Annotated in this window: 15 protein-coding genes; 14 read left to right on the top strand and 1 reads right to left on the bottom strand. The window is 68.2% G+C overall.

Annotated elements, in window-relative coordinates:
* Positions 1-13 precede the first annotated feature (13 nt).
* From nuoH to BLW17_RS07460, 14 genes are all read left to right on the top strand, one after another.
* Positions 14-1078: an NADH-quinone oxidoreductase subunit NuoH gene (nuoH, locus tag BLW17_RS07520; RefSeq protein ID WP_052171606.1), complete on the top strand. Its 1065-nt coding sequence runs from the start codon at positions 14-16 to the stop codon at positions 1076-1078.
* A gap of 2 nt (positions 1079-1080) precedes the next feature.
* Positions 1081-1257 (top strand): hypothetical protein, encoded by a 177-nt coding sequence (locus tag BLW17_RS18095; protein WP_168782286.1) that lies wholly within the window; start codon positions 1081-1083, stop codon positions 1255-1257.
* A gap of 1 nt (position 1258) precedes the next feature.
* Positions 1259-1750: an NADH-quinone oxidoreductase subunit NuoI gene (gene nuoI / locus BLW17_RS07515; RefSeq protein WP_036699605.1), complete on the top strand. Its 492-nt coding sequence runs from the start codon at positions 1259-1261 to the stop codon at positions 1748-1750.
* On the top strand, positions 1747-2154 hold the full coding sequence (locus tag BLW17_RS07510) for a carboxymuconolactone decarboxylase family protein (RefSeq protein ID WP_036731015.1): 408 nt from the start codon (positions 1747-1749) through the stop codon (positions 2152-2154). The genes nuoI and BLW17_RS07510 overlap by 4 nt, the downstream gene beginning before the upstream one ends.
* Entirely contained in the window at positions 2151-2753 is a 603-nt protein-coding gene (locus tag BLW17_RS07505) for an NADH-quinone oxidoreductase subunit J (protein WP_036707134.1), read from the top strand. The genes BLW17_RS07510 and BLW17_RS07505 overlap by 4 nt, the downstream gene beginning before the upstream one ends.
* 17 nt (positions 2754-2770) lie before the next feature.
* Positions 2771-3253 carry a hypothetical protein gene (locus BLW17_RS07500; RefSeq protein ID WP_139305956.1) on the top strand — a complete coding sequence of 161 codons (483 nt, stop codon included), beginning with the start codon at positions 2771-2773 and terminating at the stop codon, positions 3251-3253.
* 135 nt (positions 3254-3388) lie between these two features.
* A complete protein-coding gene (gene nuoK, locus BLW17_RS07495) occupies positions 3389-3694 on the top strand; it encodes an NADH-quinone oxidoreductase subunit NuoK (RefSeq protein WP_036699614.1) in 306 nt (101 codons plus the stop codon).
* 5 nt (positions 3695-3699) lie between these two features.
* Complete coding sequence (gene nuoL, locus BLW17_RS07490; RefSeq protein WP_036731018.1) at positions 3700-6021, top strand: NADH-quinone oxidoreductase subunit L; 2322 nt, start codon at positions 3700-3702, stop codon at positions 6019-6021.
* Between the two features lies 1 nt (position 6022).
* Positions 6023-7585, top strand: a complete 1563-nt coding sequence (locus tag BLW17_RS07485) for an NADH-quinone oxidoreductase subunit M (RefSeq protein WP_036731019.1) — start codon at positions 6023-6025, stop codon at positions 7583-7585.
* A 10-nt stretch (positions 7586-7595) separates the two neighbouring features.
* The gene (gene nuoN / locus BLW17_RS07480) at positions 7596-9095 is read left to right on the top strand and encodes an NADH-quinone oxidoreductase subunit NuoN (RefSeq protein ID WP_036731047.1); all 1500 of its coding nucleotides are present in this window, start codon (positions 7596-7598) and stop codon (positions 9093-9095) included.
* On the top strand, positions 9088-9891 hold the full coding sequence (locus BLW17_RS07475) for a biotin--[acetyl-CoA-carboxylase] ligase (protein ID WP_052176142.1): 804 nt from the start codon (positions 9088-9090) through the stop codon (positions 9889-9891). Before nuoN ends, BLW17_RS07475 begins: the two co-directional genes overlap by 8 nt.
* A complete protein-coding gene (locus BLW17_RS07470; protein WP_036699624.1) occupies positions 9891-10670 on the top strand; it encodes a type III pantothenate kinase in 780 nt (259 codons plus the stop codon). The genes BLW17_RS07475 and BLW17_RS07470 overlap by 1 nt, the downstream gene beginning before the upstream one ends.
* Positions 10663-12336, top strand: coding sequence for a ribonuclease J (locus tag BLW17_RS07465; protein WP_036731021.1), 1674 nt, complete (start codon positions 10663-10665; stop codon positions 12334-12336). The genes BLW17_RS07470 and BLW17_RS07465 overlap by 8 nt, the downstream gene beginning before the upstream one ends.
* The gene (locus tag BLW17_RS07460; RefSeq protein ID WP_036731022.1) at positions 12336-13133 is read left to right on the top strand and encodes a hypothetical protein; all 798 of its coding nucleotides are present in this window, start codon (positions 12336-12338) and stop codon (positions 13131-13133) included. The genes BLW17_RS07465 and BLW17_RS07460 overlap by 1 nt, the downstream gene beginning before the upstream one ends.
* Positions 13134-13143: 10 nt before the next feature.
* Here the strand turns inward: BLW17_RS07460 and BLW17_RS07455 are convergent, their stop codons facing one another.
* Positions 13144-13386 carry a zinc-finger domain-containing protein gene (locus BLW17_RS07455; protein ID WP_081962491.1) on the bottom strand — a complete coding sequence of 81 codons (243 nt, stop codon included), beginning with the start codon at positions 13384-13386 and terminating at the stop codon, positions 13144-13146.
* Between the last annotated feature and the right edge of the window lie 10 nt (positions 13387-13396).

Below are 13396 nucleotides of genomic sequence, written 5' to 3'. Positions count from 1 at the left end.
GGGCACGTTCCGCATGGCTGACTTTCTGGCGTCCCCGCTCGGCATTGCCGTGATCCTGCTGGCGCAGGGTCTGGGAATCATCGCCTTCGTGATGATTTCGCTGCTGTTCCTCGTCTACGGCGACCGCAAGATCTGGGCCGCGGTGCAGATGCGCCGGGGTCCGAACGTGGTTGGCCCCTGGGGCCTGCTGCAGTCGGTGGCCGACGCGCTGAAATACGTCGTCAAGGAAATCGTCGTCCCGGCCGGGTCGGACAAGTTCGTCTTTTTCCTCGCGCCCTTCCTGTCGATGATGCTGGCGCTGTTCGCCTGGGTGGTGATCCCCTTCGCCCCCGGCTGGGTGATGGCCAACATCAACGTGGGCGTGCTGTTCATCTTCGCGGTCTCCTCGCTCGAGGTGTACGGCGTGATCATGGGCGGCTGGGCCTCGAACTCGAAATACCCGTTCCTCGCCTCGCTGCGGTCGGCGGCGCAGATGATCTCGTACGAAGTGTCGCTGGGGCTGATCATCATCGGGGTGATCATCTCGGCCGGCACGATGAACCTCAGCGGCATCGTCGAGAGCCAGCGCGGCGCCTACGGGATGTTCAACTGGTACTGGCTGCCGCATCTGCCGATGCTGGTGCTGTTCTTCGTCTCGGCGCTGGCCGAGACGAACCGCCCGCCCTTCGACCTGTCCGAGGCCGAATCCGAGCTCGTGGCCGGGCACATGGTCGAATACTCCTCGACCCCCTACCTGCTCTACATGGCGGGCGAGTACATCGCGATCTTCCTGATGTGCGCGCTGATCTCGATCCTGTTCTTCGGCGGCTGGCTGTCGCCCATCCCGGGGCTGCCCGACGGGGCGCTGTGGATGGTCCTGAAGATGTGGGTCTGGTTCTTCATGTTCGCGATGGTGAAGGCCATCGTGCCGCGCTACCGCTACGACCAGCTGATGCGGATCGGCTGGAAGGTCTTCCTGCCCCTGTCGCTGTTCTGGGTCGTTCTGGTCGCCTTCCTGGCCCGGTTCGACGTGCTGGGCGGGGCCTGGGCGCGCTGGGATCATCTGGTGCCGATCGGCACCACCATTGTGGGGGGCTGACCATGGCCGCACATGAGCTTGCCGCAGCACTGGCCGCGGCGTCCGAAACCGACAAGGCGACGCTGGCGCAATACGTGCTGCACGCGCTCGAGCGCGCGGGCGTCCCGCACGACTCGGCCGCCAAGCGGCTGATCGTCGGCGCGATGGACCGCTATGCCGACGAGGAGGGGAACGTCTGAGATGGCCCTCGATCTGGTCCGCGCCACCAAATACTTCCTCATGTGGGACTTCATCAAAGGCTTCGGCGTGGGGATGAAGTACTTCTTCGCCCCCAAGGCGACGCTGAACTACCCGCACGAGAAGGGCCCGCTTTCGCCCCGCTTCCGCGGCGAGCACGCGCTGCGCCGCTATCCGAACGGCGAAGAGCGCTGCATCGCCTGCAAGCTGTGCGAGGCGATCTGCCCGGCGCAGGCGATCACCATCGACGCCGAACCGCGCGAGGACGGCTCGCGGCGCACCACGCGCTACGACATCGACATGACCAAGTGCATCTACTGCGGCTTCTGCCAGGAAGCCTGCCCGGTCGATGCCATCGTCGAGGGGCCGAACTTCGAGTTCGCCACCGAGACCCGCGAAGAGCTGTTCTACGACAAGGCCCGCCTGCTCGCCAACGGCGAGCGGTGGGAGGCCGAGATCGCCCGCAACCTCCAGCTCGACGCGCCCTATCGATGAGCGACGGTTTCGCCAGGCTGTTCCAGCAGATGCTCCAGTCCGGGCAGGAGATGGCGCGCGCCTTCAACCCGGGGCTCGAGAATTTCGACACCCGCGCGTTCGAGAAGATGCTGCCCGTCATGCCCGCCGACATGATGGAGATGTGGTTCGGCCGCACCTTCAACCGCGAGGGGCTGGATGCCAAGACGCGGCTGCTCTTGACCATCGGGGCGCTGACGGTGCAGGGCGCTGTCGCCGAGCCGCAGCTGCGGCTGGCGGTGCGCCACGCGCTGAAGGCCGGGGCGACGCAGCGCGAGGTCGCCGAGACGATCTGGCAGATGTCGATGTTCGGCGGGCTGCCCGCCATGCAGAAGGCGCTGGAACTGGCGCAGGCGGTATTCGCCGAGGAGGATGACGCAGCATGATGGTCTTTGCTTTCTACCTCTTCGCCATCTCCGTGCTGGTCGCCGGCTTCATGGTGGTGATCTCGCGCAACCCGGTGCACTCGGTGCTGTGGCTGATCCTGGCCTTCCTCTCGGCGGCGGGGCTGTTTGTCCTGCAAGGCGCCGAGTTCGTCGCCATGCTGCTGATCATCGTCTATGTCGGCGCGGTCGCGGTGCTGTTCCTGTTCGTCGTGATGATGCTCGACGTCGATTTCGCCGCGCTCAAGGGCGAGCTGGCGCGCTACCTGCCGCTCGGCCTCCTGATCGCGGTGGTGATGATGGCGCAGCTCGGCATCGCCTTCGGCGCGTGGGAGTCCGCCCCGGGCGCCGCGGCCGCCCGCAGCGTGCCGATCGTCGAGAACACGCTGAACACCCACGCTTTGGGCGGGGTGCTCTATGACCGCTACTTCCTCGCCTTCCAGCTCGCCGGTCTGATCCTGCTGGTGGCGATGATCGGGGCGATCCTGCTGACGCTGCGCCACCGCAAGGACATCAAGCGCCAGGACGTGCTGCAGCAGATGTGGCGCGATCCGAAGAAGGCGATGCGGATGACCAACCCGAAGCCGGGGCAGGGGCTGTGATGCGGACGGCGGCCATCATGCTGGTCGCTTCGGCAAGCCTGGCGGCCTGTGTGACGCCGCGCGACGATGCGGCACTGTCCTTGGACCGCAACCTGGAAAAATGCGGGTTCCAAGACATCGAATCCGGCGCTGATCCCGCGGAAGATCTGGCGAACGGGATGGTCGGGCAAGCGGGTGGCCAAGCGGTGCCGCAGGCTTTCGGCTCATATTACAAGGTCGAGGATTGCCGGACGGGCGCGACGATAGGTCTGACCAAAACCTTTACCGGATACACCGACACCGGCGAGGTCAAGGAGCCAGACCGCACCGCCGAGGTTGAGGCCGTCCGAAGGCTGCTGCTCGGCGGGCAGGTCAAGACCATGAGCGAGCTGGACAAGCTCGCCCGCAGCAAGCGGATCTCCGTGCGGAGTGACAAAGGACTCGGCAAGGAAAGCTGCGGCTGCGCGACCTACTACCCCGAACTGCGGGGGGATAAGACGGAATATGTGCCAGTGCGCTAGACAAGGTGGATCGCGCGGGGCGCGCATGATCTTCTGCCGAAAGCTGTTCTATCCGAACGGCGTGAACTAAAGACCCGCGCGAGAGAGTCGCGGTAAGACGACAACCGGGCCACGAACCGGAGAGGGACGAAGCGAATGATCGGTTTGACACATTACCTTGTCGTGGGGGCGATCCTGTTCGTCACCGGCGTCTTCGGCATCTTCGTCAACCGCAAGAACGTCATCGTCATCCTGATGTCGATCGAGCTGATCCTGCTGGCCGTGAACATCAACTTCGTCGCCTTCTCGACCCATCTTGGCGACCTCGGCGGGCAGGTGTTCACCATGTTCGTGCTGACGGTCGCGGCGGCCGAGGCGGCGATCGGCCTGGCCATCCTCGTGGTGTTCTTCCGCAACCGCGGCACCATCGAGGTCGAAGACGTCAACGTGATGAAGGGCTGAGACAATTGGAAAAGTTCATCGTCTTCGGCCCGCTGGCAGCCTCGATCATCGCCGGCTTCGGCTGGCGCGTGATGTCGGAAAAGGGCGCGCAGGTCCTGACCACCGCGGTGCTCTTCGTCGCCTGCGCGCTGTCCTGGATCGTCTTCCTCGGCTTCGACGGCACCCCGCGCCACATCCCGGTCATGGACTGGATCGTCTCGGGTGACTTCCACGCCGAATGGGCGCTCAGGATCGACCGGCTGACGGCGATCATGCTGATCGTCGTGACGACGGTCTCGGCGCTCGTCCACCTCTACTCGATGGGCTACATGGCCCATGATGACAACTGGACCGAGGACGAGCCCTACAAGGCGCGGTTCTTCGCCTACCTGTCGTTCTTCACCTTCGCCATGCTGATGCTGGTGACGGCCGACAACCTGCTGCAGATGTTCTTCGGGTGGGAGGGCGTGGGCGTCGCCTCGTATCTGCTGATCGGCTTCTACTACAAGAAACCCAGCGCCAACGCCGCGGCGATGAAGGCCTTCATCGTCAACCGCGTCGGCGACTTCGGCTTCCTGCTCGGCATCTTCGCCATCTACTGGCTGACCGGCACGATCCGCTTCGACGAGATCTTCGCCCAGGTCCCGCAGATCGCGCAGACGCAGGTGCCCTTCCTGTGGACCGAGTGGAACGCGGCCAACCTGATCGGCGTGCTGCTGTTCATCGGCGCGATGGGCAAGTCGGCGCAGCTTGGCCTGCACACCTGGCTGCCGGACGCGATGGAGGGACCGACCCCGGTCTCGGCGCTGATCCACGCGGCGACCATGGTCACGGCGGGCGTGTTCCTCGTCTGCCGGATGTCGCCGCTTTATGAATTCGCGCCGGACGCCAAGAACTTCATCGTGCTGATCGGCGCGGCGACGGCGTTCTTTGCCGCGACCGTGGGCCTCGTCCAGAACGACATCAAGCGGGTGATCGCCTATTCGACCTGCTCGCAGCTCGGCTACATGTTCGTGGCCGCGGGGGTCGGCGTCTATTCGGTGGCGATGTTCCACCTGCTGACCCACGCCTTCTTCAAGGCGATGCTGTTCCTCGGCGCCGGCTCGGTCATCCACGCGATGCACCACGAGCAGGACCTGCGGAACTACGGCGGGCTGCGGAAGAAAATCCCCTATACCTTCTGGGCGATGCTGATCGGCACGCTGGCGATCACCGGCGTCGGCATCCCGCTGACCACCATCGGCTTCGCCGGCTACCTGTCCAAGGACGCCGTGATCGAGAGCGCCTTTGCCTCGGGCCACGCCTATGCCTTCTGGCTGCTGGTCATCGCCGCGCTCTTCACCAGCTTCTATTCCTGGCGGCTGATGTTCCTGACCTTCTGGGGCGCGCCGCGTCCGCAGCAGGTGTGGGACGCCGAGATCAAGGCCGAGGAGGAGGTGCAGCCGCAGGGCCTCGCCGCCGGTCGCGGCCATGTGGCTCACGCCGCGCATGACGCGCATGGCGCCCACGATGCGCACGGCGCCCATGACGATCACGGCCACCACGGCGGCCTGCATGCCTATGAGCACGCGCATGAAAGCCCGCCGGTGATGCTGATCCCGCTGGCGGCGCTGGCGGTGGGCGCGATCTTCTCGGGTATGGTCTGGTACGCGCCATTCTTCGGCAGCCACGAGCGGGTGGCCGAATTCTTCCACATGGGCCATGGCGGGCACGAGATCGCCGCGGCCGACCACGCCGCCCCGGTCGCCACGGACCCGGCCGACCACGTGACGGCACCGGCCGAGACGGCCGACGCCGCCCCGGTCCACGCAGCGCCGGCCGAGGGGGCCGCGGCCGCCCCCGAGGGCGCGGCGGCCGACCGGCCCGCGGGCACGGTCAACACCGCCGTTCCGGCGCCGGTGGGCGGGGCGATCTACATGCACCCCGACAACCACGTCCTCGACGAGGCGCACCACTCGCCGGTCTGGGTCAAGGTGGCGCCGTTCTCCGCCATGCTGGCGGGTCTGGCGCTGGCGTGGATGATGTACATCCGCCATCCCGGGTCGGCGGCGCAGCTGGGCGCGATGCAGCGTCCGCTGTACCGCTTCCTGCTCAACAAGTGGTATTTCGACGAGATCTACGACTTCCTCTTCGTCCGGCCGGCGCGCTGGCTCGGCCGCGCGCTCTGGACCGGCGGGGACGGGCGGACCATCGACGGGGCGATCAACGGGCTCGCCATGGGGCTGATCCCGCGGCTGACCCGCTTTGCCGGCCGGGTGCAGTCCGGCTACCTGTTCCACTATGCCTTCGGCATGGTCCTGGGCCTCGTCGGCCTGCTGATCTGGGTGATGGCGCGGAGCGTGAACTGAGATGACGACCTATCCGCTGCTTTCCATCATCACCTTCCTGCCCATCGTCGCGGCGCTGATCATGGCCGTGTTCCTGCGCGGCAACGACGCGGCCGCGGCCAGCAACGCCCGCTGGCTGGCGCTGGTCGCCACCGTGGCGACCTTTGCGGTCAGCTGCCTCGTGCTCGCCGGCTTCGACCCGCAGAACACCGGCTTCCAGTTCGTCGAGGACCAGCCCTGGATCATGGGGCTGCGCTACAAGCTGGGCGTCGACGGCATCTCGATCCTGTTCGTGATGCTGACGACGTTCCTGATGCCGCTCGTCATCCTCTCGACGTGGGAGGTGACGGACCGCACCAAGGACTATATGATCGCCTTCCTCGTGCTCGAGGGGCTGATGATCGGCGTGTTCGTCGCGCTGGACCTGGTGCTGTTCTACCTGTTCTTCGAGGCCGGGCTGATCCCGATGTTCCTGATCATCGGGATCTGGGGCGGCAAGGACCGCATCTACGCGGCCTTCAAGTTCTTCCTCTATACCTTCCTCGGCTCGGTGCTGATGCTGGTGGCGATGGTGTCGATGTACAACATGGCCGGCACCACCGACATTCCGACGCTGATGGGCTTCGACTTCCCGTCGACGCCGATCCCGGTGTTCGGCACCACGCTGCTGGGCGGGACGCAGATGCTGCTGTTCCTTGCGTTCTTCGCCAGCTTCGCGGTCAAGATGCCGATGTGGCCGGTCCACACCTGGTTGCCCGACGCCCACGTGCAGGCGCCGACCGCGGCCTCGGTCCTGCTGGCGGCGGTGCTTCTGAAGATGGGCGGCTACGGCTTCCTGCGCTTCTCGCTGCCGATGTTCCCCGAGGCGTCCGCCATCGCCCAGCCCGCGGTGTTCTGGCTCTCGGCCATCGCCATCGTCTACACCAGCCTCGTGGCGCTGGCGCAGTCCGACATGAAGAAGCTGATCGCCTATTCGTCGGTCGCGCACATGGGCTATGTGACGCTCGGCACCTTCGCGGCCAACCAGGTGGGCGTCGAGGGCGCCATCTTCCAGATGCTGTCGCACGGCTTCGTCTCGGGCGCGCTGTTCCTGCTGGTCGGCGTGATCTACGACCGGATGCACACGCGCGAGATCGACGCCTACGGCGGGCTCGTGAACCGGATGCCGATCTACGCGCTGATCTTCATGTTCTTCACCATGGCGAACGTGGGCCTGCCGGGCACCTCGGGCTTCGTGGGCGAGTTCCTGACCCTGCTCGGCGTGTTCCAGGTCAACACCTGGGTGGCGCTCGTCGCCACCACCGGGGTGATCCTCTCGGCGGCCTATGCGCTCTGGCTCTACCGCCGGGTGACGCTGGGCGCGCTGGTCAAGGAGAGCCTGCGCACGATCACCGACATGACCCCGCGCGAGCGCTGGATCTTCGTCCCGCTGATCGCCATGACGCTGCTGCTCGGGGTCTATCCGCGCGCCGTCACCGACATCACCGGCCCGGCCGTCGCCGCGCTCGTGCATGATTACCACGCCAGCCTGCCCGCAGCCCCCGCGACCACCGATGTCGCCGCTGCGCCCGCGGCAAGCCACTGAGGGGGCCGCGATGACCGCAATCGACATGAACTTCTCGCTCATCCTGCCCGAGATCGCGCTGGCGCTGTTTGCCATGGCTGCGCTGATGCTGGGGGCGTTCTTCGGCAAGGACCGGCTGGCCGGGACGGTGCTGTGGCTCTCGGTCGCGGCGCTGCTGCTGGCGGCGCTGTTCGTGGGCTGGGGCGACCGCGCGGACGGGCAGTCCTTCTGGGGCATGTTCATCGACGACGCCTTCGCGCGCTTCGCCAAGGTCACGGCGCTGGCCGCCGCGGCCGCGGTGCTGGCGATGAGCGCGGGCTATCTCGACCGGCAGGGCCTGCTGAGGTTCGAGCTGCCGATCCTGATCGTGCTCGCCGTCGTCGGCATGATGGTCATGGTCTCGGCCGGCGACCTGCTGACGCTCTACATGGGGCTCGAGCTGCAGTCGCTGGCGCTCTATGTCGTGGCCGCCATGCGGCGCGACAGCGTGCGTTCGTCCGAGGCCGGGCTCAAGTATTTCGTCCTCGGCTCGCTCAGCTCTGGGATGCTGCTCTACGGGATCTCGCTGGTCTATGGCTTCGCCGGGACCACCAACCTCGCCGGGGTGATGCAGGCGGTCACCGCCGAGCAGCTGCCGATGGGGCTGCTGTTCGGGATGGTGTTCCTGCTCGTCGGGCTGGCCTTCAAGGTCTCGGCGGTGCCGTTCCACATGTGGACGCCTGACGTCTACGAGGGCTCGCCGACGCCGATCACCGCCTTCTTCGCCACCGCGCCCAAGGTCGCCGCGATGGCGCTGATCGCGCGGCTGATGTGGGGCGCGTTCGGGCAGGTGCCGGGCGACTGGGGGCAGATCATCGCGGTGCTGGCGCTGCTGTCTATGTTCCTCGGCTCGATCGCCGGCATCGGCCAGCGCGACATCAAGCGGCTGATGGCCTATTCCTCGATCGCGCACATGGGCTTCGCGCTCATCGGCCTGGCCGCCGGGACCGTCTACGGGGTCCAGGCGATGCTGATGTATATGGCGATCTATGTCGTGATGAACGTCGGCACCTTCGCCTTCATCCTGTCGATGGAGCGGGGGGGGCGTCCGGTCACCGCGCTGGACGACCTGAACCTGCTGGCGCGGACCGAGCCGCTGAGGGCGCTGGCGATGCTGGTGCTGCTCTTCAGCCTCGCCGGGGTGCCGCCGATGCTGGGCTTCTTCGCCAAGTTCGGGGTGCTCAAGGCGGCCGTGGACGCGGGCATGGGCTGGCTTGCGGTGTTGGGCGTGATCGCGTCGGTGATCGGGGCGTTCTACTACCTGCGCATGGCGTATTACCTCTACTTCGGCGCCGAGCGCGATGAGCCGGTGCAGATGCACGGCGGCGCCGCCACCTGGGTGGCGCTGGTCGGTGCGGCCGCGGCGATGGTGATCGGGGCCTTCACGATGTTCGGGGCCGACCGGGCCGCCGAGCGGGCGGCGGCGTCGCTGGTCGTGGCGCAGGCCGCGGTGGCGGAGCCTGTGGCGGTGGCCACCCGCCCCGTTGACTGACCCCGCACGGTCCGCGGCGGACCCCTCCGCCGCCGCTGACGGCTGGCCCGAGGGCGTCGGCCGCCACATCCTGCCGCGCTGCGCCAGCACCAACGCCGAGGCGCTGCGCCTGGCCCCCGCGCTCACTGGCCCGGCCTGGGTGCTGACGCTCGACCAGTTCGCCGGGCGCGGACGGCGCGGGCGGGTCTGGCAGATGCCCGCCGGCAACTTCGCCGCCACGCTGGTGCTGCGCCCGGCGGGTGGGCCGGCCGAGGCCTCGCTCTACAGCTTCGTCGCTGCGCTTGCTCTGCACGAGGCGCTGGCGCTGGTCTGCGGCCCCGCGGCGCGGCTGGCGATCAAGTGGCCCAACGACGTGCTGCTGAACGGCGGCAAGGTCGCGGGCATCCTGCTGGAAAGCGCGGGGCAGGGTGGGCAGGTCAGCGCGCTCGCCGTGGGGATCGGCGTCAACCTCGCCGCCGCCCCCCCGGCCGAGATGCTCGAGCCCGAGGCCACCCCCGCCGTCTCGGTCCGCGAGGCGACCGGCCACGCCCTCGCGCCGACCGAGTTCCTCGACCTTCTCGCCCCGGCCTTCGCCCGCTGGCAGGCCCATCTCACCACCTGGGGCTTCGCCCCGATCCGCACCGCCTGGCTGGCCCGGGCCGCGCGGCTGGGCCAGACCATCACCGCCCGCACCGGCAGCCACAGCCGCACCGGCACCTTCGAGGGTATCGACGCCACCGGCGCGCTGATCCTCATCACCGCGCAGGGCCGCGAGGTGATCCCCGCCGCCGACATCTATTTTCACGAGGCCCCCTGATGCTGCTCTGCATCGACACCGGCAACACCAACACCGTCTTCGCCATCTGGGACGGCGCGCGGTTCCTGAGCCAGTGGCGCATCGCCACCGACCACCGCCGCACCGCGGACGAGTATTTCGTCTGGCTGCGCTCGCTGATCTCGCTGCACGGGCTCGAGGTGACGATCGACCACTGCATCATCTCATCGACCGTGCCGCGGGTGGTGTTCAACCTGCGGGTGCTCTGCAACCGCTACTTCGACACCCGCCCGCTGGTGGTGGGCAAGCCCGACACGCTGCTGCCGGCGCCGCCGCGGGTGGACCCGGGCGCGGTGGTCGGGCCTGACCGGATCGTGAACACATGGGCGGCGTTCGACCGCTACGGTCCCGACCTGACGGTGGTGGACTTCGGCACCGCCACGACCTTCGACGTGGTGGACACCGACGGGGCCTATGTGGGCGGCGTGATCGCGCCGGGCGTGAACCTGTCGCTCGAGGCGCTGCACATGGGCGCGGCCTCGCTGCCGCATGTCGATATCACCAAGCCCGCGCAGGTCATCGGCACGAATACGGTTGCCTGCATCCAGTCGGGTGTGTTCTGGGGCTATGTCGGGCTCGTCCGCGAGATCTGCCAGCGCATCGCTGCCGAGCGCGGCCGGAAGATGAAGATCATCGCAACCGGAGGCTTGGCTGCGTTGTTCGACCAGACCCAGGACCTGTTCGACAGCTGGGACGACGATCTGACCATGCACGGGCTGCGGCTCATCCACGATTACAACAGGGAGGCGGGCAATGTCTGAGCGCCTGATCTATCTGCCGCTGGGCGGCGCGGGCGAAATCGGCATGAACGCCTATGTCTACGGCTACGGCCCGGCGGGGCGCGAGCGGCTGATCCTCGTCGACCTCGGCGTGACCTTCGGCGACATGGACAGTGCGCCGGGCATCGACCTCATCATGCCGGACCTGCGCTGGCTCGAGGACAACCGCGACCGGCTGGAGGGGGTGTTCATCACCCACGCGCACGAGGATCACGTGGGCGCGCTGGGGCTGCTTTACAGCCGCCTGCGGGTGCCGGTCTATGCGCGCAAGTTTACCGGCACGCTGGCCCGGATGAAGCTGGAAGAGGCCGGCCAGCCGACCGACCGGCTGCGCATCGTGGCCCCGCGCCCAGGGGTGGTCGAGGTCGGACCCTTCAAGGTCCAGTTCGTGCCGGTCAGCCACTCGATCCCGGAAAGCGCCGCGCTGATCATCGACACGCCCGCGGGGCGGGTGGTGCACACCGGCGACTTCAAGCTCGACGGGACGCCTGTGGTGGGCGAGGCGTTCGACCCGATCCTCTGGCACGACATCGCGCAGGAACAGCCGATCAAGGCGCTCGCCTGCGATTCCACCAACGTGTTCAGCCCCAACCCCGGCCGGTCCGAGGCGCTGCTGGCGAACCCGCTGCTCGACTTCGTCATGGCGCAGAAGCAGATGGTTGTGGCCACGACCTTCGCCTCGAACGTCGCGCGGCTGAAGACGCTGGCCGAGGCGGGCGTCGCCTCGGGGCGCAAGGTCTGCCTGCTCGGCCGGGCGATGCGCAAGATGGTGACGGCGGCGATCGAGACGGGGGTGCTCAAGGACTTTCCCAAGGTCATCGGCCCGGACGAGGCCGCGGACCTGCCGCGCAACAAGGTGATGCTGATCGTCACGGGCAGCCAGGGTGAGCGGCGGGCGGCCTCGATGCAGCTCTCGATGGGCAAGTATCTCGGCATCCAGCTCAAGGAAGGCGACAGCTTCCTGTTCTCGAGCCGCACGATCCCCGGCAACGAGCGCCCGGTGATCCGCATCATGAACAACCTCAGCCGGCTGGGGGTCGACGTCTATGACCCTGACGACGGGATGTATCACGTCTCGGGCCACGCCAACCGCCCCGACCTTGAGGCGATCCATGACCTGTTGAAGCCGCAGATGCTGATCCCGATGCACGGCGAGCACATGCATCTGCGCGAGCACATGAACCTGGGCCGGGCCAAGGGCATGGCGTCCGAGATCGTCACCAACGGGATGATGATGGACCTCAGCGGCGACACGCTGCGGCAGGTGGACGACGTGCCGACGGGCCGCATCTACCTGGACGGGACGGTGCTCATCGGGGCGATGGACGGCGTGGTGCGCGACCGCATCCGCATGGCGCTGAACGGTCATGCGACGGTCTCGGTCATCATCGACGAGAACGACGAGCCGCTGCCCGACGCCTGGGTCGAGACGATGGGTCTGGCCGCGCAGGGCCGCGCCGGCGTGCCGCTCGCCCGGCATGTGGAGAGCGAGCTCGGCGAGTACCTCGAGCGGGTCGACCAGACGACCGCCACCGACGACAAGAAGCTGGACGAGGGGCTGCGCCGCATCGTCCGCCAGGCGACGATGGAGGAGATCGGCAAGAAGCCCGAGGTCAAGATCGTCATCTCGCGGCTGGCCGCCGAGTGATGCTGCTGGCGGCCGCCCTCGGCTGCGCGGTCGTCTGCCTGGCCGCGGGACTGGCGACGGTCCCCGCGCGCGAGGGGGCGGGCGGTCCTGCGCCGGGGGCGCTGCCGCTGGCGGGATTGCAGGTCGTCGGCGGTGCTCTGCTCGGCTGGGCGATCGGCTGGCTGCTGGCCATGACCCCGGCCGAGACGGCGGCGCTGGCGCTGCTCGGCGCCTCGCCGGGGACGGTCGCGGTCAATCCGCTGGTGGCGCTGGCGGGCGGGCGGATCGTGCTGGCGAACGGCGTCATGGCGGTGGGCGGATTGGCTGCCGTCGCTGCGGTCGCGGCGGTCGCGCTGCTGTTCGGCGCGGCGGGGTCGGTGGTGCTGCCGCTGCTGCTGGCCGCCGCTCTGCCGATGTGGCTGGGGCGGGTGCTGCGTTTACGGGTCTCGCCCGGCGTCCAGCGGTTGGCACCGATCGTCGCAGGGCTGGCGCTGGCCGCGATGGTGCTGGCCGGCCTGATCCTCGGCCGGGCAGGGGCGACGATCTGGCCGCTGGCCGGGGCGGTCTTGCTGCTGGCGGGGGCGCTGACCGTGCTGGGCCATGCCGTCGGCAGGGGCCTTGCCCCCGTCGCCGGTGGCGAGGGTGTGCCGGTGACCGCGGCGCTGCTGCTGCCGATGCGGAACGTGGCCGTGCCAATGCTCGCCGGTCTCGCCGGGGGCCTGAGCGCCGCGCCGCTGGCGGCGGCGCTCTATGGCGTGCTGATGTACGTCCCGGCGCTGGCGCTGGTCATGGCCCGGCAGGCGCGGGCCCGGCGCTAGGCGCCGCGCCTCAATGGCCGGCCTGCGCGTGGGCGCGGTCGATCACGAAGCGCTTGTCGCAATAGGGGCAGTCCACCCAGCCGGTCGGCTCGGCGATCGACAGCCACACCCGCGGATGCCCCAGTCCCAGCGCCTCGTCACCCGAGCAGGCGACCTTCCACGCCGCCACCACCTCGGTCACGGGCGCCGGATGCAGCGGCAGGGCGGTGTCCTGATCGGTGGAGAGCGGGTTTTCGGTCTGGGGCGCGCGCATCGAGGCTCTC

Source organism: Paracoccus sanguinis (assembly GCF_900106665.1).
Classification (GTDB): Bacteria; Pseudomonadota; Alphaproteobacteria; order Rhodobacterales; family Rhodobacteraceae; genus Paracoccus; species Paracoccus panacisoli.
The sequence above is the reverse complement of the archived record's forward strand: the minus strand, read 5'-3'. Positions and strand labels throughout refer to the sequence as shown.

What these genes read in the sequence shown, in the direction of transcription:
- nuoK (WP_036699614.1), top strand. Translation starts at nt 3,389, where the DNA reads ATGATCGGTTTGACACATTACCTTGTCGTGGGGGCGATCCTGTTCGTC.
- BLW17_RS07500 (WP_139305956.1), top strand. Translation starts at nt 2,771, where the DNA reads ATGCTGGTCGCTTCGGCAAGCCTGGCGGCCTGTGTGACGCCGCGCGAC.
- BLW17_RS07465 (WP_036731021.1), top strand. Translation starts at nt 10,663, where the DNA reads ATGTCTGAGCGCCTGATCTATCTGCCGCTGGGCGGCGCGGGCGAAATC.
- BLW17_RS07460 (WP_036731022.1), top strand. Translation starts at nt 12,336, where the DNA reads ATGCTGCTGGCGGCCGCCCTCGGCTGCGCGGTCGTCTGCCTGGCCGCG.
- BLW17_RS07455 (WP_081962491.1), bottom strand. Translation starts at nt 13,386, where the DNA reads ATGCGCGCGCCCCAGACCGAAAACCCGCTCTCCACCGATCAGGACACC.
- nuoI (WP_036699605.1), top strand. Translation starts at nt 1,259, where the DNA reads ATGGCCCTCGATCTGGTCCGCGCCACCAAATACTTCCTCATGTGGGAC.
- nuoN (WP_036731047.1), top strand. Translation starts at nt 7,596, where the DNA reads ATGACCGCAATCGACATGAACTTCTCGCTCATCCTGCCCGAGATCGCG.
- nuoH (WP_052171606.1), top strand. Translation starts at nt 14, where the DNA reads ATGGCTGACTTTCTGGCGTCCCCGCTCGGCATTGCCGTGATCCTGCTG.
- BLW17_RS18095 (WP_168782286.1), top strand. Translation starts at nt 1,081, where the DNA reads ATGGCCGCACATGAGCTTGCCGCAGCACTGGCCGCGGCGTCCGAAACC.
- BLW17_RS07470 (WP_036699624.1), top strand. Translation starts at nt 9,891, where the DNA reads ATGCTGCTCTGCATCGACACCGGCAACACCAACACCGTCTTCGCCATC.
- BLW17_RS07510 (WP_036731015.1), top strand. Translation starts at nt 1,747, where the DNA reads ATGAGCGACGGTTTCGCCAGGCTGTTCCAGCAGATGCTCCAGTCCGGG.
- BLW17_RS07485 (WP_036731019.1), top strand. Translation starts at nt 6,023, where the DNA reads ATGACGACCTATCCGCTGCTTTCCATCATCACCTTCCTGCCCATCGTC.
- BLW17_RS07505 (WP_036707134.1), top strand. Translation starts at nt 2,151, where the DNA reads ATGATGGTCTTTGCTTTCTACCTCTTCGCCATCTCCGTGCTGGTCGCC.